Origin of the sequence: Mesorhizobium vachelliae (assembly GCF_033977325.1) — a bacterium.
Lineage (GTDB): Bacteria > Pseudomonadota > Alphaproteobacteria > Rhizobiales > Rhizobiaceae > Mesorhizobium > Mesorhizobium vachelliae.
In genome coordinates, this window is the sequence record NZ_JAVIIR010000007.1 from 264,282 (window position 1) to 281,646 (window position 17,365).

The window sequence follows — 17,365 nt, forward strand, 5'->3', positions numbered from 1 at the left end:
CATGCCTGCTAAGGGTCCGCGCGCCGCCAAGCCAGCCTCGAAATGGCTGACCGTCGTCGGCATCGGCGAGGACGGTGTAGCGGGTCTAGGCGACGAGGCCAAGCAGCGCATTGCCGAGGCTGAAGTCATCTTCGGCGGCAAGCGGCATCTCAGCCTTGTCGCGTCGCTGGCCAGGGGCCAAGCGCGCCCATGGCCGACACCCTTCGATGCTGAAATGCGCGACGTGCTGGCGCTGAAAGGCAAGAATGTGTGCGTGCTAGCCTCCGGCGACCCGTTTTTCCACGGTGTCGGCGTCACGCTGGCCCGCAAGGTGAAGCCGGAGCAAATGTTCGTCCTGCCGGCGCCCTCGTCTCTGTCGCTGGCCGCCTCCCGTCTCGGCTGGGCGTTGCAGGAGGTCGAGACCATCTCGCTGCACGGCCATTCGATCGATCTGATCCGGCCCCTGCTCCAACCCGGGGCGCGTATCCTCGCTCTTACCTCCGACGCCGCCGCGCCGGCTGCTATCGCCGCACTGCTCGACGAGCTCGGTTTCGGCCCTTCGCGAGTGACGGTCCTGGAGGCACTCGGCGGTGCGGATGAAGCGCGTCGAACCTCCCGTGCCGATGCGTTCGATCTCAAAAACATCAACCCGCTCAACGTGCTGGCGCTTGAAATTGAATCGACGCCAGATGCGCGGGTCCTGCCCTTGACCGTTGGCCTTGCCGATCATCTGTTCGAGCACGACGGCCAGATCACCAAGCGCGAGATCCGCGCCATCACGCTGTCGGCGCTGGCGCCAAAGCGCGGCGAATTGCTGTGGGATATCGGCGCCGGTTCCGGGTCGATCGGCATCGAATGGATGATGGCGCATCCTTCGCTGCGCGCCATCGCCATAGAGACCAACAGCGAGCGCGCCGCCCGCATCCACCGCAACGCCGCGCATTGCGGCGTGCCCGGCCTTGTCGTGGTCGAAGGCTCGGCACCCAAGGCGCTCGCGAAGCTCGAAACGCCGGATGCGATCTTCATCGGTGGCGGCGGCAGCGACGCCGGCGTGCTGGAGAAGGCGATCAAGGCGCTGCGTCCCGGCGGCCGGCTCGTCGCCAACGCGGTGACGCTGGAGATGGAGGCGTTGCTGCTCGATCAGTACAACAGGCGCGGCGGCGACCTCACCCGCATCGCGCTTTCCCGCGCGGCGCCTGTCGGCTCGATGCAATCATGGCGTCCGGCCATGCCGGTCACACAGTGGAGCTGGGTCAAGCCATGATGGTCGCGGGCATAGGCAGCCGCAAAGGCGTGAGCGTCGAGGAAGTGCTGGCGGCGATCGAGACCGCGCTCGAAGCGCATGGGCTGGCCCTGACGGCATTGTCCGCCTTGGCGACAACGGAATTCAAACGCAAGGAAGAAGCCATTTTTGCCGCCGGTCGTAAGCTCAGCCTCCCGGTGATAGTGGTGGATGGCGCTGGCGCCGAACCGCCGCGCCCCCTCACCCAGCCTCCGCTTCGCTCGGCTGACCTCTCCCCGAGGGGAGAGGAGGCTGCCAGCGCTGGCGCCGATCTCTTCTCCCCGCCGGGGAGAAGGTGGCCCGAAGGGCCGGATGAGGGGGTCGCCTCGCGCAACCTCTCGCAAGAACTTGCCGGCACGCCGTCGGTTTCAGAGGCATCGGCCCTCGCGGTTGCCGGGGCCGGCGCAAAACTGCTTGGGCCGCGTACCGTGGTCGGTCCGGTGACCTGCGCCATCGCCATCAGCGGAGATGCGCCATGACGGTCCATTTCATCGGCGCCGGTCCAGGCGCGGCCGACCTCATCACGCTGCGCGGCGCGCGGCTGCTGGCCAGTTGCCCGGTCTGCCTCCATGCCGGCTCGATCGTTGCGCCGGAGCTGCTCGAGCATTGCGCGCCCGGCACCAAGTTGATCGACACCGCGCCGATGTCTCTCGACGAGATCGAGGCCGAATATGTCGCCGCCCACAAGGCCGGGCAGGATGTCGCGCGCCTGCACTCGGGCGACCTTTCGGTGTGGAGTGCCGTCGCCGAACAGATCAGGCGGCTGGAAAAGCACGGCATCCCCTACACGCTGACGCCCGGCGTTCCGTCTTTCGCGGCGGCGGCGGCCGCACTTCGCCGCGAGCTCACCATTCCCGAGCTCGCGCAAAGCCTGGTGCTGACCCGCGTTTCCGGCCGTGCCTCGAAAATGCCGCCGGGCGAGACGCTCGCCGGCTTCGGCCGCACCGGCGCCACGCTTGCCATCCATCTTGCCATCCATGCCATAGACCGCGTCGTTGCCGATCTCACGCCGCTCTACGGTGCCGAATGCCCGGTCGCGGTCGTCTTCCGCGCCTCCTGGCCGGACGAGCGGATCCTGACCGGCACGCTCGGCACCATCGAAGCGCAATTGGCCGAAAACCCGATGGAGCGCACGGCGATCATCTTCGTCGGCAGTGCGCTCGCCGCGCAGGATTTCGGCGAAAGCTCATTGTACGACGCGCACTACCAGCGGCGTTTTCGCGGACGGGACGGGTTGTGAACGGCAGCGCCAACATAAACGGACGGGCAACTCTGGAGCAGGCGCTGGCGCGGCTGAACTTCAAGCCGCGCGAGCTGGAGCCTGGCCATGTCTGGCTGGCCGGCGCCGGCCCAGGCGATCCCGGCTCCCTGACCCTGGAGGTGCTGGCCGCGCTCGGCCAATGCGACGCGCTGGTCTATGACGCGCTGGTCTCGCCCGATGTCGTGGCGGTGGCCCAGGGCGCCGAGCTTTTCTACGCCGGGAAGCGCGGCGGCCAGCCCTCGATGAAGCAGGACGACATCAATGCCCTGCTGGTGCGGCTGGCGCGCGAAGGCCGCCGCGTCGTGCGGCTAAAGGGCGGCGACCCCTATATTTTCGGCCGTGGCGGCGAAGAGGCGCTGGCGCTCGCAGGCGAGAAAATTCCGTTCCGGGTGCTCTCCGGCCTGACCTCGGGCCTCAGCGCGCTTGCCGCCGCCGGCATTCCCGCCACCATGCGCGGCATCAACAAGGCCGTCATCCTGGCTACCGGCCACGCCGCCGGCACCGATGACGATATCGACTGGACGGCGATCGCCCGCACCGGCCAGCCGGTCGTCGTGTATATGGGCATGGCCAACCTGCCGGTGATCGCGGCAAAGCTGCTCGGCGGCGGCCTTGCGCCTTCGACCCCAGCCGCGGTGATCGTCGCGGCGACCACACCGCAGGAGCGTATCGTCGTCGCCACGCTCGCCACCATCGCCGAGGAAGCCTCGGCCGCCGGGCTCGCTTCCCCGGCGCTGATCGTGGTCGGCGGCATCGTCGCCATGCGCGCGGCACTGACGGGTGATTCGTGACCGCCCGCGCAATCATCATAGGCGCGCCGCGCTCCGGCTCAGGCAAGACCAGCGTCACCATCGGCCTGCTTCGCGCGCTCGCCCGGCGCGGCCTGAAAGTGCGCGGCGCAAAGTCCGGACCGGACTATATCGACCCGGGCTTCCACACCGCCGCCACCGGCCTTTCCGGCGTCAACCTCGACAGCTGGGCGATGTCGCCTTCCCTGCTCAACGCGCTGGCGGCCCAGGCTGCGGATGACGCGGAATACATCGTCCTCGAAAGCGCGATGGGCCTGTTCGACGGCATCCCTGCCCCGCAAGGCCGCTCGGGCTCAGCCGCAGATCTAGCCCGCCTCTACGGCCTGCCGGTGCTTTTGGTGCTCGACGTTTCCGGGCAATCGACCACTGCGGCGGCGGTAGCCAAGGGTTTCGCCACCTACGATCCGGATGTGCGCATGGCAGGCGTCGTGCTCAACCGGCTCGGCAGCGAACGCCACCGGCGGCTGTCGGGCGACGCGATCGAAGCGATCGGCCTGCCCGTGGTCGGCGCCATCCTGCGCGATCCGACGCTCAATCTGCCGGAGCGGCATCTCGGCCTCGTCCAGGCCGGCGAATATGAGAACCTGATGGCGCATCTCGACCGGCTGGCCGACATGGTTGAGAAGTCGCTCGATATCGACGCCATCCTGGCGCTGGCGGCTCCGCTGGAGCCGGCGACCGGCGACTTCGGCGATGCCTTGCAGCCACCCGGGCAGCGGATCGCGCTGGCGGAAGATGCCGCCTTCACCTTCCTTTATCCGCATGTCGCCACGCATTGGCACAAGGCCGGCGCCGAGATCGTGCCGTTCTCGCCGCTTGCCGACGAGGCGCCTGCGCAGGACTGCGATGTCTGCTGGCTGTCCGGCGGCTATCCGGAGCTGCATGCCGGCAAGCTCGCGGCCGCGACGAACTTCCAGGCGGGAATGGCGCGCTTTGCGGTGGCGAAGCCGGTTCATGGCGAGTGCGGCGGCTTCATGGTGCTGGGCGAAGTGCTGGAAGACGCCGACGGCGAGAGCCATAAGATGCTCGGCCTGCTTGGCCATTCGACCAGCTTCGCCAAGCGCAAGATGAACCTCGGCTACCGCGAGGCGCGGCTGCGCGCCGCTTGCCCGCTGGGGCCGGAGGGCACGCTGATCCGCGGCCACGAATTCCACTATGCGCAGATGCTTGCTGCCGGCAATGACGAGCCTTTGGCCGAACTTGCCGACGGCCAGGGCAATCCGCTTGGGCCGTCGGGCTACCGGCGCGGCCATGTCAGCGGCACCTTTTTCCATGCCATCGCGAGGGGCGCATGAACGGCCCTTCCGCATCCCGTCAAGTGCTCGACGATATCGGCCTCAGCCTCGTCTTCTTTACCCGGCTGAGGTTGCCATCGAGCGACTTCGGCGGCCGCAGCCTTGCCGACGCGATCTGGGCGGCGCCCTTTGCCGGCCTCGCCGTCGCGATCATTGGCGCGCTCGTCTACGCCATCGCCACCGTCCTCGGCCTTGCCACAGCACCGGCCGCGGCGCTCACGCTCGCCGCGACGATGCTCGCTACCGGCTGCCTGCATGAGGATGGGCTTTCCGACATTGCCGACGGCTTTTGGGGCGGTCGCACACGCGACAGGAAACTGGAGATCATGCGCGACAGCCGCATCGGCGCTTATGGCGCCGCTGCGCTTGGGCTGTCGCTGCTCATCCGCTGGAGCGCCTTGTCCCAGCTCACCGGTCCCGGCCACGTCGTCCTTGCGCTGCTCGCCGCGCATGCCGGCTCGCGCGGCCTGTTCGGCGCCTTCATGCATCTTCTGCCGCCGGCCCGCAGCGATGGCCTGTCGGCGGGCGCGGGCACCGTCACCACCGAAACCGCCATCATAGGTGCTGCGGTTGGTGCCGTGGCGCTGCTGGCGCTCGGCCTCGGCGGCGCGATCGCCGCGCTGATCCTGCTTGGCCTGCTTCTCGCGGCCTTCCGCTCGCTTTGCCTCAGCCAGATCGGTGGCCAGACCGGCGACACGATCGGCGCGCTCCAGCAGCTTGGCGAGATCGCCGTTCTTCTCGTCGCTTCCGTTTGCCTTTCCTGATTCTCTTTCGGAGACCTTGCCCCCATGTCCCCCCAATCAGCCTCCTTCAAATCGCTCGAAGACCTTCGCGCCGCCTGCCTCGATCTTCCGGCCGGCAATGACGCCGCCGCCAGCGCCGTCGCCCGCCGCCAGGACACGCTGACCAAGCCGCCAGGCAGCCTCGGTCGCCTGGAAACGATCGCCGCCTGGCTCGGTCGCTGGCAGGGCCGCGACATGCCGAAGCTCGACGCGGTGAAAGTCTTCGTCTTCGCCGGCAATCACGGCGTCACCGCGCAGGGCGTGTCGGCCTATCCTTCGGAAGTCACCGTACAGATGGTGGCGAATTTCGCCGGCGGCGGCGCGGCCATCAACCAACTGGCCCGTATCGCGGGCGCCAAGCTCGACGTCATCCCGCTCGACCTCGACCATCCGACCGGCGACTTCACGATAGCGCCGGCGATGGACGAGAAAGAGTTTCTCGCCGCCGTCTCCGCCGGCTATGATTCGGTAACCAGCGACCTCGACCTCGTCTGCTTCGGCGAGATGGGCATCGGCAACACCACGCCGGCCGCCGCCATCTCGACCGCCCTCTTCGGCGGCAGCGCTGAAAAATGGACCGGCCGTGGCACCGGCGTCGACGACGCCGGCCTGCAGCGCAAGGTCGTGGCCATCGAGGCCGGCCTCAAGCGCCATGCCGATTCGCTCTCCGACCCGCTCAAGATCGCCGCTGCGCTTGGCGGGCGCGAGCTTGCGGCCATTTTCGGCGCGACGCTTGCCGCGCGCAAGAACAACGTGCCGGTGCTGCTCGACGGTTTTGTCTGCACCGCTGCCGCCGCGCCATTGGCGAGGCTGCACCCGACCGGGCTTGCTCACACCATCGCCGCCCATGTCTCAGCCGAAGCCGGCCACCGCCGCCTGCTCGAAGCGCTCGGCCTGCCGCCGCTGCTCGATCTCGGCATGCGGCTCGGCGAAGGCTCCGGCGCCTGCCTTGCCGTCAACATCGTCCGCTCGGCGCTGGAATGCCATGCCCGTATGGCGAGCTTCGCCGAGGCCGGTGTTTCGGAAAAATAAACATCGGCCGAAATTTTCAGCGCTGTCGCAACGAAGGCTGCATCCGAAGGGAAACCGGTCGCGGCGGAACTGCGACTTTCCCCCCATTGCTCAAGTGGCCGGGACAAAGAATTTCAGATCTCGATGCTCGACTGATCACCGGTCATGAAAGCAGCGGCCAAACTGGCGTGGGGTCAATCCAGTTATTTCGCGGAAGCGAGCAGAAAAATGGCTTTGGCTGCCAAAGCCGCAGGCCTGTGCTACGTCAGGCAGCGACATCTTGCCTGCCGCAAGAAGCCGCTTTGCACGCTCGGTGCGCCTGCGCAGCACGTAGGCATAGGGGCCACAACCGGTTGAGCGTTTGAAGGTCCTGGCGAAGTGATAAGGGCTCAGACCGGCGACGGCCGCCAGGTCCTCAATCGCCAAATCCCGTTCCAAATTGGCTTCGACATACTCCTTCACCCGCCGCAAGACGACCGGCGCCAGCCCCCCGCGAATGAACAGGGCGCCCGGTGCGCGTTCGCTGCAGCGGGCCGCGAGGTAGGTTGTCAACATTTCGCCGGCCTCGGTAATGGCGATACGATCGGCCGGCTCCTCCCAAGACAGTGGCAATATTATTGAGCGGATGATGTTCTCAAGCGACGGATCGCGTTGGAGGCCCTCTTCGCGCAAGCTTATCAGGTTGGGATCGGCATCGAGGGTCTCCACCACCCTGGCTTCGAACACTTGCTTCGGGATGTAGAAGTGGAGAAGCCGGCCTTTCCCGGCAGCTTCCCAAGCGGTCGGCGCGCCGGCAGGCACAACCCAAAGGCTGCTTTCGCCGTGGATGGGGTCGTAGCCGCGTCCACGCAGCCGGCGAAAGCCAGCACCCTCGGCGACCCAGAAACTGAGCGTATGGTGGTTGGCCGGCTTGTAGCGGTAATGCCCGTGCCCTGCCCGCTCCCAGAGCGCGGCCGCCAAGCCCTCGCCGAGACGGGTCGAGGCCCGCAAAGGAGCGCCCGACTGCTGCAGATGGTTGAAGATTGCATAGTCCTGCAGTCTTAACATGCCAAAGTGAGTAAACAAAAATCTCGGCCGCCCAGCAAGTCCGCGGTCCATTCCGCAGCAAGATCAGGACAAAACCCGAAGCTTTTGAACTGACAGCACTGGTGTCCCTGCGTTATGCCTTGGCCTTGCAGAGGGCCTCGTAGTGCGAGGTTTGATCTTAATAAGATCAGTCCGTCCGGACTTGCGGCGGGTGTTTGGAAATCTCACGGCCAAGAACGCCTGGACCTGCAAAAACACGCCATCAGAAGGGATTGAACAATGAGAAACAATCTCCAGCGCGCTTCTCAGCGCACGACAACGCTTGCTCGTGAGCGCCCCAATCGGATTCCGCTCGCGCCGAACTTGACCGTTTCCGCGCAGCCGCGCGCCACCGAACCCGACCTTCCATCCGCCGTCCCGCTGATGGGGCTCGCGACCGGCTTCTGGGCCTTCAAGGCGCTGGCCGCCGCGCATGCACTGGATCTCTTCAGCCGCCTCGCAGGCGGCAAAGGCACGACTGCTGGCGAACTCGCGCAAACGCTCGGCCTCCATCAGCGCCCGGCCGAGATGCTGTTGACCGGTTGCGCCGCGCTCGGGCTCCTGGAGAAATCGCACGGCCGATACCGCAACACACCCTTGAGCGAAGCCTATCTCGTGCGGGGGAAGCCGTACTATTTCGGCGGCTTCGTCCAGATGGCCGATAAGCGGCTCTATCCTGGTTGGGACAAGCTTGAGGAGGCGCTGCGCAGCAACCGGCCAACCACATGGGACCCGGCAGTGCAATCCTCAGCGTTCGACGGTGAGGATCCGACGATGCTGGCACTCTTCTGGGAGGCGATGCATTCGCTTTCCACGATGACCGCGCGCAAGCTCGGCGAAGCCGTGGATCTCAGCCAATTCCGCCATCTTCTCGACATCGGCGGCGGATCGGCCGCCTACGACATCGAGCTTTCCAAGCAATATGCGGAGCTGCGCGCGACCGTGCTCGAGCTGCCGCACGTGGCCGCCATTGCCGCGGGGAAAATTGCCGAGGCAGGGTTGGCCGATCGCATCGAAACGGTGGGGGGCAGCTTCTTCGAGCAGCTTCCGGAAAATCATGACGTGCACCTCTTTTCGATGATCCTGCATGATTGGGATGAAGCGAAAAACCGGGCTCTCTTGCGCCGGTCCTTCGAAGCGCTGCAGAGCGGTGGCGCGGTCGTGATCAGCGAGCTTCTCGTCAATGACGAAAAGACCGGGCCGGCGCCGGCCGCTCTGATGAGCCTCAACATGCTGATTGAGACGGAGGGGCGGAACTACACGCCAGCCGAATATTCGGCCTGGTTGGAGGAAGCCGGTTTCCGCGACATCGAGACGATCTGGTTCGACGCCCCCGCCGCGAATGGCGCCGTGATCGGTCGAAAGCCGTGAGACGCAAAGCAAGTAGCGATGGAGAAAAGGTTGATCAGAACGTTGGTCTCGCTCGCATGTCTGGCCGCGTCTGCCGTCGGCGTAACAACGATCAAGGCCGGTGCCGACGATACGCAGGTCGCGCACGGCAAGTATCTCGTCAACCTCGGTGGCTGCAATGACTGCCACACACCGGGATATTTTCTCGGCAAGCCCGACATGGCGCGCTTTCTTGGGGGCTCGGATCTGGGCTTCGAGATACCCGGTCAGGGCGTCTTTGTCGGAAGCAACCTCACACCCGACAAAGAAACAGGCATCGGTACCTGGACGCAGGCACAGATCGTCACTGCGATCCAGACCGGCGAGCGGCCGGACGGCCGCATCCTCGCGCCGGTGATGCCCTGGCATGCCTTTGCAAAGCTCACCAAGGATGATGCCAAGGCGATTGCGGCATACCTCCAGTCGCTCGAACCTGTCAAAAATTCAGTCCCCGGCCCGTTCGCGCCCGGCGAAAAGACCTCGACTTTCATGTTCAGGATCCTGCCGCCGGGCCAGGTCGCCAAGACCGCGCCGAATTGATCTGCCCAGCGCACGGGCAAGTTCCCAATTGCCGCCATACTTTCGGTCAACGCGCGGCATCTGGCGTGAGCTATAAGCTCGGGTGTGCGTCGTGCACTAGCCCGCCTGCGGCGCCCACGCTGGAGAGACCGGTCGCGGAAACTCCCTGAATTTGTCGAGAAGTGGCGTAGAGATTGTTCTCGCAGATGAAGTCAGGCTCAAGCCCGCAGATATCACATTCAACATCGAAGGTTTTTGAGAACCAGCGGATTGCTGAAAAAAGGAGATTAAATGGTGGGTGTGCACAGGATCGAACTGTGGACCCGCTGATTAAGAGTCAGCTGCTCTACCAACTGAGCTACACACCCACACCGCCGGGAAAACCAGCGTCGGCGGCGCATATAGCCGCCGCTTTCGGGGATGTCTAGCCCTGCCAGATCATTTCCCGACAAATCGCTGAATTGCCGCAGGCATCACACAAAGAGCCGGCCTTCCGCCACCTTGATCGCATGGCCGCCGATGCGCGCGGATGCCAGCTTTCCGCCATCGACATTGAGCTCCAGCCGGATGCGCGACGGCCGGCCCATTTCCAGCCCCTGCTCGATCCAGAGCTGCGATATGCCGTCGGTCGGGGCGTCGAAATGCATGATGGCGCCGGCAAAGGCGGCAGCGGCCGAACCCGTTGCCGGGTCTTCGTAGGATGGCGTGCCGGGCACGATCATGCGCACATGGAAGGCGCTGTCGTGATGGACCGTCTCTCGGCAGTAGACATAGGGGCTGGCGAAAGCCCACTCGCTCTTGCGAGGCGCCAATTCCGACCATGCCTGGTTGTCGAGCCTGATCTTGGCCGCCTCCTCCAAACCGGCAACCGGAATCGTCACATAAGGCACGCCGGCCGACCAGAAGGAGACGCGGTGATTCTCAAAGCCGATCTCGTGCGGGGCAAGGCCGAGCGCCGCGCCGATCGCCTCCGGATCGGCCTCGAGCTCCAGCGGTTCCGGCAGCTTCGCCAGGTCGAACTCGGCGAAGGTCGAGCCGTCATGCTTGCTTACCGCGCAGCGCACCGGGCCGATATTCTCCTCCAGCACGAAGATGCCGGCGGGCTCCCCGGCGAGTTCGGCCAGCGCGATCGCCGAGCCGACCGTCGGGTGACCGGCGAAAGGCATCTCATAGTCCGGCGTGAAGATGCGGATCCGGTTGCGGTGCTTGGGATTGTCGGCAGGCAGCACGAACACCGTCTCGGACAGATTGAATTCGCGGGCGATCGCCTGCATGCCGGCAGTGTCGAGCCCGTCGCTATCGAGCACCACCGCAAGCGGATTTCCGGCCAGCCTTTCAGTGGTAAACACATCGTAAAGCAAGTAATTGCGCGCCATGGAGAAAACCTTTCGCCTCGCCTCGAATTTCTGCCTCAATCCCAACATGAGGGAAATTTAATTTGAAATTCGAACCTTAAGGCCTGATTTGTGCACCGATAGGGATGTCGATTTTTCATTATAGGGGTCTGGGGTGGACCAGCTTGTCAATCCGTCAAACGCGGAATCCGATACTTCCATAGAGGCTGCGCTCGGGCTCGACCGCAAGGGCGTAAGCCGCAAGCGACGCCGCTTCCGGCTCTATGGGCTGCTGGCGGTAGCGATCGTCGCGGCCGGCATTGCCCTCTATCGATGGTATGCCGCAGCACCACCCAGGATTGATTACACCACCGCCCCTGCGGCGATCGCCGATCTCACCGTCGAGGTCTCCGCCACCGGCACGCTGCAGCCGCTGACGCAGGTCGACATCTCCAGCGAGCTTTCCGGCATCGTCCGCTCGGTCGCAGCCACTGAAAACCAGCAGGTCAAGAAGGGCGACGTGCTGGCAACGCTCGATACCGCCAAGCTGGAGGTCCAGATCGAGCGCGCCACGGCTTCGGCAAAAGCGGCGGCCGCCGCCGTCGAGGACGCCAAGGTGACCTTGCAGGAGAACGAGAACGCGGTTGTGCGCGCCAGCGCGCTGACCAAGCGCGGCATGGCGACGGATCAGTCGCTCGAAGCGGCGACCGCGACGCGCGACCGTTCGAAGGCAGCGCTCGACAGCGCCGAAGCCAATCTCGCCATCGCCCAGGCCGATCTCAAGGCGCAGCAGACCGACCTCGCCAAAAGCACCATCTATGCGCCGATCGACGGCATCGTGCTGACACGCTCGGTCGATCCCGGCCAGACGGTCGCGTCCTCGCTGCAGGCACCGGTGCTCTTCGTCATCGCCGCCGACCTGAGGAACATGGAATTGCAGGCCGCGGTCGACGAGGCCGATATCGGCCAGGTCAAGCCCGGCCAGCATGCCCGTTTCACCGTCGACGCCTTCCCGGACCGGCCCTTCGACGCCGAGATCCGCGACATCTCCTACGCCTCGGTCACCACCGACGGCGTCGTCACCTACAAGGCGCGCCTCGAAGTGGACAATGGCGAGCTCCTTCTGCGGCCCGGCATGACGGCGACGGTCTCCGTCGTCACAAGGCAGGCCAAGGGCGTCCTCACCGTTCCCTCGACCGCCTTCCGCTATCGCCCGACGCAACAGCAGGCGCGCGGCTGGAGCTTCAGCGATCTGTTCACCGGCCGCATGGGCCGTCCCAACCGGCAGCGCGAGGGGGCGAAGGCCCCGACCGACGGCTCGCGCACGCTCTATGTGCTGGAGAACGGAAGGCCGCGCCCGGTCAACATCAGGATCGGCTCGACCGACGGCGAGTTGACCGAGATCACGTCGGGCCTCGACCAGGGCGCTGAGGTCATCACCGACGCGCAGCAGCGGAGCTGACGCCATGTCGGCTCCCCTGCTCATCACCTTCGACAAGGTCTGGAAGAGCTATGGCGAGGGCGAGGCCCGCGTGCATGCGCTGGCCGGCGTCGATCTCGCCATCCGGCGCGGCGAGTTCGTCGCCATCATGGGCCCCTCGGGGTCGGGCAAGTCGACGGCGATGAACATCATCGGCTGTCTCGACACGCCGACGGCTGGAACCTACTCGTTCATGGGCGTCGATGCGGGCCGCCTCGACCGCAACCGCCGCGCGCTTTTGCGCAACCTCTATGTCGGCTTCGTCTTCCAGGGCTACAATCTCCTGCCGCGCACCACGGCGGCGGAAAATGTCGAGCTGCCTCTGATCTATCGCGGCGTCGCCGCGCGCGAGCGCCGCGACCTCGCCATGCAGGCGCTGGCTGAGGTCGGGCTTGTCGGGCGCGAGCACCACACGCCGGCCGAGCTTTCGGGCGGCCAGCAGCAGCGCGTGGCGATCGCCCGCGCCATCGTCACCCGGCCGACGCTGCTGGTTGCCGACGAACCGACCGGCAATCTCGACACCGCGCGCACGCATGAGATCATGGACCTGCTGACCAGGCTCAACGCCGACCTTGGGCTCTCCATCGTCATGGTCACGCATGAGGCCGATGTCGCCGACTATGCCGGCCGCACCATCCGATTCCTCGACGGCCATGTCGCCTCCGATACGTTGAAAGCGGAGGAAGCGGCTTGATCTGGGAAACCGTCCGCCTCTCGCTGCGCTCGATCCGCCGCAACGTCTTGCGCTCATTCCTGACGCTGCTTGGCATCGTCATCGGCGTCGCCGCCGTCATCGCCATGCTCACCATCGGCTCCGGCACGACCGAGAAGGTCAAGGCCGACATTTCCAAGCTCGGCAGCAACTTGCTCGTCGTTCGCGCCGGCCGGCCCGCGGGGCCCGGCGGCCCGGGAGGCCTCGACCAGGCAGTGCGGCCGCTGGCCGAAAAGGATGTGACCGCGCTCGTCGCGCATCTCAGCGGCGCGCGTGCGATTTCGCCGGCGTCGCAAAAACAGGTCCGCGTTATTTTCGGCACCGAAAGCCTGACCTCGGGCGTCACCGGCACCGACAGCGCCTATCTCGACGCCCGTGACTGGAAGCTGGTCTCGGGCCGTCCGTTCAGCGATTCCGAAACGCGTGCCGGCACAGGCGTATGCCTGATCGGCGAAACCGTGCGCCAGCAATTCTTCGGCGCCGGCGATCCGGAGGGCGAGATCATCCGCGTCAATCGCACCTCCTGCAAGATCATCGGCCTGCTCGAGCCCAAGGGCTATACCGGCTTCGGCCAGGACCAGGACAATGTCGTGCTGATGCCGCTGCACGCCTATCAGCGGCGCATCGCCGGCAACCGCGACATCGACAACATCTATATCGCCGCCGACGATCGCACCCCGACAACCGAACTGCAGCCGCGCGTCGAGGACATCTTGCGCGACACGCGCCGCATCACGCCGGACCGCGATCCCGATTTCGCCATCCGCGACATGACCCAGATCGCCGACGCGATGACCAGCGCCACCACGACCATGACCGGCATGCTGGGCGCCGTCGCCGGCGTCAGCCTGCTTGTCGGTGGCATCGGCATCATGAACATCATGCTGGTGTCGGTCACCGAACGCACGCGCGAGATCGGCATCAGGCTGGCCATCGGCGCGCATGAAAAGCACATCCTCATTCAGTTCCTGGTCGAGGCGACGGTGCTGTCGCTCCTTGGCGGCATCATCGGCATCCTGATCGGGCTATCGCTGGCCGGCCTCGCCTCGATGGCGCTGACGATACCCTTCGCGCCAAGCCCCGCCGTCATCCTGCTCGCCGTCGGCTTCTCGGCGCTGATCGGCATGGTGTTCGGCTTCTTCCCGGCGCTGCGTGGCGCCAGACTCGATCCGATCGACGCGCTCAGGCACGAATAGTCGGAGGCAGCGTTCCGGCCTGCGCTCCAATTCTGCGGGGACGCGGCGCTGAAAGATCGGGTAAGTGGCGCTAACGATGACCGGCGAAATGCCACTCGATCAGCGGCTTCATGTGAGGCATCAAGCCGTCGGGCATATCGCCGGCACTACGGATGATGACCGGCCCTTCGATCTCCGGCTCGGCCTCGGCCGCGACGAAGGCGCTGATGCGCCGCGCCAGTTCGTCGGCGGGCTCAGTCACACGGTAGCGGCGGAAGATCACGGTGCCGCTCGCCGTCGACAGCGCGTGATAGTGCTGCCCGCGTTCGGCCGTCGAAAGATCGAGCCCTGTCTCCTCGCCTACCTCGCGGATCATGTTGAAGTCGACATCGACCATGCCGTCGCGGAAATCGATCGGCTCGAACGATCCGGCAGCGAAATAGACGCGGCCGGCATTGACCGTGTGACGGCCCATGCGGATCGCCACCAGCGCGTTGTCGCCGGCAACCAGCACGGCATGCGCATAGGCATGCTCGGCGCCGGAATTCTCGCGCCGTTTGCGCCAGAGCAGGAACGTCGAATACTTGACCGCATGGCAGCGCCCGATGAGGCGGCCGTCCCGGTAAGCAAGCTCGGAAAGCAGCACCACCGTGCCGTCAAACAGCGCCGCATTGGCCGTCGTCTCCTGCCGCCAGTTCTCGGCGATCGCCGCCGCATTGCCCAGTGCGAAGGGGTGCGGGTCGGGATCGAGCCGCACGTCGATCGCATCGACCGGCAGGATGACGTTGCGTGGCAGGTCGAAACTCAAGAGGGTCACGCCATGTCCAGTGTGATCGCCACCGGGCAATGGTCCGACGCTTTCGGCCTGTCCCAGCCGGCGCGCGGGAAACGCTCCACCTCCTGTCCGGGCGGGAAGATGGTGCGCCAGGGCTGGCCATTGCGGACGATATCGGGAACGGCGGTGGCATTCTTCGCGGCCAGCGCCCTAGACAGCAGGATATAATCGAGCTGGCAAAGATGCCGCTCCTCCGGGCCGCGCGTGTGGTAGAAGCTCCAGCGATCCATCTCCGGCCGCCGCTCGACGACATTCTCGCAAAAGCCGCCTGCGGTAAGCACATCGATCGAGGACCGGGCTTCGTCGACAATTTCGAAACGGTAGCCGTCGATGGCGTCGCCCTCGATCTTCACGCGCTGCCGGTAGTCGTTCAGGTCGCCGCAGATCGCCCAGCGCTTGTCGGCGGCGTGATCCTTGCCGAAACGCTCCTCGATGATGCGGCGCACGGCTAACGCCTCGGCGATGCGCAGCGGCATCGACGCTTCGCGGCCGTCCAGCCCGTTGCGCGGCGGGCCCATCGATTTGAAATGCACGAGATAGAGCGTCAGCGGCACGCCGCCGACCCTCAAGTCGATCTCCAGGCAATCGCGGCGAAAGATACGCTCATTGGCAAGATAGCCGAGCGTGGCGAGTTCCGGCGTGAACAGCCCGAACTCCTCGAAGGTGACATAGGCGTGGCTGGTCATGCGCACGAATTCGATCGGCTGCCCTTGCGCGGTCTCGTTGCGCATCATCACCGCGACATCGATGCCGCGCGAGTCGTTGCCGGCGGTGGTGTATTTCTGCCGGTAGCCCTGCCCGACCATCTTGAACAGATAGCCATATTCGAAGGCCTTCAGCGCCTCGATATTGTCGACCTCCTGCATGCAGATGATGTCGGCGCGGGTGGCCGCGATGGCGAGCGCCGTCAACTGGCGGGTGTCGTCGGACTGGGCGATCGTGCGGGCCTGTTCGAGAATCCGGTATTCGGCCTCGTTCTGGATGTCGAACAGGGCCAGCGTTCGGTCTTCGTTGAGCTGGTTGCGATAGCCCGAGAAATCGAACCTGCTCATGAGGTTCTCGACATTGAAGGTGGCGAGGCGCAGCGACATGGCCGTGACCTTTGCCCGCAAGCGCCAGCGAAAACAAGAGCCAGGCCGATGCTCGTCATGGTTGATGGAACCTTTCCGTTCATCCCCCGTTCAGACGAAAAGTTCCAACAATGGGCCTTTCCCCGGGGTGCTCTGGGCGTGGGGCCTTTACTCCTTGGAGAGTGAAATGAAACCGCTTTTTTCTTCCCTTCGATCCGGGCTCCTGGCCCTGGGTCTCGTTGCCGGCGTGACGGCACCGTCGGTAGCCGGCCCGATCCTGCAGCCCGATCTCGGCGTCGCGACGAATGCCCCGCCGAAGATCATTCCCGTGCGCGACAGTTGGGCCGGCGGCAACGACAGAGGCAGCTTCCAGGACTGGCGCTGGCGTCGCGGCGGTGACTTCAGATGGCGCGGCGGCAACCGCCATTTCTCCCGCAACTGGGACGGCGGCAGGTGGAATGGCGGCGGCGACTGGCGCTGGCGGCATCACCACCGCCGGCACTTCGGTGGCGGCGACGCGGCGCTCCTAGGGCTGGGCCTTGGACTTGGCTTGGGCAGCTTGGCCTATGATAACTACTATGACCCCTACTACTACGATCCCTACCCGCGCTACGTCCAGCCGCGGCGCATCTACCGGACCGAGCGGCTGTCCAGCGCGCATGTCCGCTGGTGCTATGACCGCTACCGGTCGTATCGCGCCTGGGATAATACTTTCCAGCCCAACTATGGCCCTCGCAAGCAATGCTGGTCACCCTATAGCTGAGCGGATTGCCGGCACAGACCAAGGAACGGCGCCCGTTGCGGGCGCCGTTTTATTTTACCGCAACCCTGTGCCCGCCATCGGCCGCTATAACCTTAAATTCATCGGCGGCTTCTATTCATCCATGCCGATGTCCCCCAGTATGACGATTCGCGCGAACGAGGTGCGAGACGTGCTCGCCATGGCCGAAAACGAACATAGAAACCAACACAGGCAACGCGTGCTGAAGGGCGCCGCGATCCTGACCGGCATCAACAATTCCGAGGTGAGATGCACGGTGCGCAACATGCATTCCAACGGCGCGGAGCTGAAAGTGCCGATCGACGCGCGCGTGCCGGACGAATTCCTGCTCTACGTGCCGGTCGACGGCATCGGCTACAGGGCGGTGGTGCGTTGGCGCCGCGAGGATCGCATCGGCGTCGAGTTCACGGGCACCGAGCCCAAGCCGCACTGGCACTACGGCTGAGCAGCGGCGACGCTACGCGCCGGCAAAGGAAAAGCCGGCGGATCGCTCCGCCGGCTTAAAACTACAGCAACCGGAAGCTTGATGACAATTCGCCCTGCCGAGTCAGCTGGTGCGGGTTCGAGAACCGGCCTACGCCGGCCG

18 protein-coding genes and 1 tRNA gene are annotated in these 17,365 nt (G+C 65.4%); 14 read left to right on the plus strand and 5 right to left on the minus strand.

The window, feature by feature from the left end; translation table 11 throughout:
- Nucleotide 1: 1 nt before the first annotated feature.
- Genes cbiE through cobT form a run of 7 tightly spaced genes read left to right on the plus strand, consistent with a single transcriptional unit; the run spans nt 2 to nt 6,440 of the window.
- Nucleotides 2-1,243 (plus strand): precorrin-6y C5,15-methyltransferase (decarboxylating) subunit CbiE, encoded by a 1,242-nt coding sequence (gene cbiE, locus RFM41_RS17150; protein WP_320248224.1) that lies wholly within the window; start codon nt 2-4, stop codon nt 1,241-1,243.
- Nucleotides 1,240-1,740, plus strand: a complete 501-nt coding sequence (locus RFM41_RS17155; RefSeq protein ID WP_320248222.1) for a cobalamin biosynthesis protein — start codon at nt 1,240-1,242, stop codon at nt 1,738-1,740. The genes cbiE and RFM41_RS17155 overlap by 4 nt, the downstream gene beginning before the upstream one ends.
- Nucleotides 1,737-2,501, plus strand: a complete 765-nt coding sequence (gene cobM, locus RFM41_RS17160; RefSeq protein ID WP_320248221.1) for a precorrin-4 C(11)-methyltransferase — start codon at nt 1,737-1,739, stop codon at nt 2,499-2,501. Before RFM41_RS17155 ends, cobM begins: the two co-directional genes overlap by 4 nt.
- Nucleotides 2,498-3,313, plus strand: coding sequence for a uroporphyrinogen-III C-methyltransferase (cobA, locus tag RFM41_RS17165; RefSeq protein ID WP_320248219.1), 816 nt, complete (start codon nt 2,498-2,500; stop codon nt 3,311-3,313). Before cobM ends, cobA begins: the two co-directional genes overlap by 4 nt.
- Nucleotides 3,310-4,626, plus strand: coding sequence for a cobyrinic acid a,c-diamide synthase CobB (locus tag RFM41_RS17170; RefSeq protein ID WP_320248216.1), 1,317 nt, complete (start codon nt 3,310-3,312; stop codon nt 4,624-4,626). The genes cobA and RFM41_RS17170 overlap by 4 nt, the downstream gene beginning before the upstream one ends.
- A complete protein-coding gene (locus tag RFM41_RS17175) occupies nt 4,623-5,390 on the plus strand; it encodes an adenosylcobinamide-GDP ribazoletransferase (protein WP_320248214.1) in 768 nt (255 codons plus the stop codon). The genes RFM41_RS17170 and RFM41_RS17175 overlap by 4 nt, the downstream gene beginning before the upstream one ends.
- 24 nt (nt 5,391-5,414) lie before the next feature.
- Entirely contained in the window at nt 5,415-6,440 is a 1,026-nt protein-coding gene (gene cobT / locus RFM41_RS17180) for a nicotinate-nucleotide--dimethylbenzimidazole phosphoribosyltransferase (protein ID WP_320248212.1), read from the plus strand.
- Between the two features lie 135 nt (nt 6,441-6,575).
- On the opposite strand, the gene RFM41_RS17185 is transcribed toward cobT, so the two are convergent.
- On the minus strand, nt 6,576-7,517 hold the full coding sequence (locus tag RFM41_RS17185) for an AraC family transcriptional regulator (RefSeq protein WP_320248211.1): 942 nt from the start codon (nt 7,515-7,517) through the stop codon (nt 6,576-6,578).
- Nucleotides 7,518-7,724: 207 nt separating this feature from the next.
- On the opposite strand from RFM41_RS17185, the gene RFM41_RS17190 reads away from it, so the two are divergent.
- Both RFM41_RS17190 and RFM41_RS17195 read left to right on the plus strand, forming a co-directional pair.
- Nucleotides 7,725-8,855 carry a methyltransferase gene (locus RFM41_RS17190; protein WP_320248210.1) on the plus strand — a complete coding sequence of 377 codons (1,131 nt, stop codon included), beginning with the start codon at nt 7,725-7,727 and terminating at the stop codon, nt 8,853-8,855.
- A gap of 30 nt (nt 8,856-8,885) precedes the next feature.
- On the plus strand, nt 8,886-9,413 hold the full coding sequence (locus tag RFM41_RS17195; protein ID WP_430691524.1) for a c-type cytochrome: 528 nt from the start codon (nt 8,886-8,888) through the stop codon (nt 9,411-9,413).
- Nucleotides 9,414-9,684: 271 nt separating this feature from the next.
- On the opposite strand, the gene RFM41_RS17200 is transcribed toward RFM41_RS17195, so the two are convergent.
- Both RFM41_RS17200 and RFM41_RS17205 read right to left on the minus strand, forming a co-directional pair.
- Nucleotides 9,685-9,760: transfer RNA gene (locus RFM41_RS17200), tRNA-Lys, on the minus strand.
- A 105-nt stretch (nt 9,761-9,865) separates the two neighbouring features.
- Nucleotides 9,866-10,768, minus strand: a complete 903-nt coding sequence (locus RFM41_RS17205) for a PhzF family phenazine biosynthesis protein (RefSeq protein WP_320248209.1) — start codon at nt 10,766-10,768, stop codon at nt 9,866-9,868.
- Between the two features lie 133 nt (nt 10,769-10,901).
- On the opposite strand from RFM41_RS17205, the gene RFM41_RS17210 reads away from it, so the two are divergent.
- From RFM41_RS17210 to RFM41_RS17220, 3 genes are read left to right on the plus strand one after another with little or no spacing between them, the layout of a single operon-like run.
- Nucleotides 10,902-12,188, plus strand: coding sequence for an efflux RND transporter periplasmic adaptor subunit (locus RFM41_RS17210; protein WP_320248207.1), 1,287 nt, complete (start codon nt 10,902-10,904; stop codon nt 12,186-12,188).
- Nucleotides 12,189-12,192: 4 nt separating this feature from the next.
- Nucleotides 12,193-12,900 (plus strand): ABC transporter ATP-binding protein, encoded by a 708-nt coding sequence (locus tag RFM41_RS17215; RefSeq protein ID WP_320248205.1) that lies wholly within the window; start codon nt 12,193-12,195, stop codon nt 12,898-12,900.
- Nucleotides 12,897-14,114 (plus strand): ABC transporter permease, encoded by a 1,218-nt coding sequence (locus RFM41_RS17220; protein WP_320248203.1) that lies wholly within the window; start codon nt 12,897-12,899, stop codon nt 14,112-14,114. Before RFM41_RS17215 ends, RFM41_RS17220 begins: the two co-directional genes overlap by 4 nt.
- A gap of 70 nt (nt 14,115-14,184) precedes the next feature.
- On the opposite strand, the gene RFM41_RS17225 is transcribed toward RFM41_RS17220, so the two are convergent.
- Together RFM41_RS17225 and RFM41_RS17230 are read right to left on the minus strand one after the other, a co-directional pair.
- Nucleotides 14,185-14,901, minus strand: coding sequence for a hypothetical protein (locus RFM41_RS17225; protein ID WP_320248774.1), 717 nt, complete (start codon nt 14,899-14,901; stop codon nt 14,185-14,187).
- 5 nt (nt 14,902-14,906) lie between these two features.
- Nucleotides 14,907-16,019 carry an endonuclease/exonuclease/phosphatase family protein gene (locus tag RFM41_RS17230; protein ID WP_320248201.1) on the minus strand — a complete coding sequence of 371 codons (1,113 nt, stop codon included), beginning with the start codon at nt 16,017-16,019 and terminating at the stop codon, nt 14,907-14,909.
- 166 nt (nt 16,020-16,185) lie between these two features.
- Between RFM41_RS17230 and RFM41_RS17235 the strand changes: the two genes are divergently transcribed.
- Both RFM41_RS17235 and RFM41_RS17240 read left to right on the plus strand, forming a co-directional pair.
- Nucleotides 16,186-16,761: a BA14K family protein gene (locus tag RFM41_RS17235; RefSeq protein ID WP_320248199.1), complete on the plus strand. Its 576-nt coding sequence runs from the start codon at nt 16,186-16,188 to the stop codon at nt 16,759-16,761.
- Nucleotides 16,762-16,939: 178 nt separating this feature from the next.
- Nucleotides 16,940-17,224, plus strand: coding sequence for a PilZ domain-containing protein (locus tag RFM41_RS17240; RefSeq protein ID WP_320248773.1), 285 nt, complete (start codon nt 16,940-16,942; stop codon nt 17,222-17,224).
- Nucleotides 17,225-17,365 lie beyond the last annotated feature (141 nt).

Excerpts from the sequence above, each read along its gene's own strand:
- RFM41_RS17190 (WP_320248210.1), top strand. The coding sequence starts at position 7,725 with ATGAGAAACAATCTCCAGCGCGCTTCTCAGCGCACGACAACGCTTGCT.
- RFM41_RS17205 (WP_320248209.1), bottom strand. The coding sequence starts at position 10,768 with ATGGCGCGCAATTACTTGCTTTACGATGTGTTTACCACTGAAAGGCTG.
- RFM41_RS17240 (WP_320248773.1), top strand. The coding sequence starts at position 16,940 with ATGGCCGAAAACGAACATAGAAACCAACACAGGCAACGCGTGCTGAAG.
- cobT (WP_320248212.1), top strand. The coding sequence starts at position 5,415 with ATGTCCCCCCAATCAGCCTCCTTCAAATCGCTCGAAGACCTTCGCGCC.
- RFM41_RS17155 (WP_320248222.1), top strand. The coding sequence starts at position 1,240 with ATGATGGTCGCGGGCATAGGCAGCCGCAAAGGCGTGAGCGTCGAGGAA.
- RFM41_RS17175 (WP_320248214.1), top strand. The coding sequence starts at position 4,623 with ATGAACGGCCCTTCCGCATCCCGTCAAGTGCTCGACGATATCGGCCTC.
- cobM (WP_320248221.1), top strand. The coding sequence starts at position 1,737 with ATGACGGTCCATTTCATCGGCGCCGGTCCAGGCGCGGCCGACCTCATC.
- RFM41_RS17230 (WP_320248201.1), bottom strand. The coding sequence starts at position 16,019 with ATGTCGCTGCGCCTCGCCACCTTCAATGTCGAGAACCTCATGAGCAGG.
- RFM41_RS17215 (WP_320248205.1), top strand. The coding sequence starts at position 12,193 with ATGTCGGCTCCCCTGCTCATCACCTTCGACAAGGTCTGGAAGAGCTAT.
- RFM41_RS17185 (WP_320248211.1), bottom strand. The coding sequence starts at position 7,517 with ATGGACCGCGGACTTGCTGGGCGGCCGAGATTTTTGTTTACTCACTTT.
- cbiE (WP_320248224.1), top strand. The coding sequence starts at position 2 with ATGCCTGCTAAGGGTCCGCGCGCCGCCAAGCCAGCCTCGAAATGGCTG.
- RFM41_RS17235 (WP_320248199.1), top strand. The coding sequence starts at position 16,186 with ATGAAACCGCTTTTTTCTTCCCTTCGATCCGGGCTCCTGGCCCTGGGT.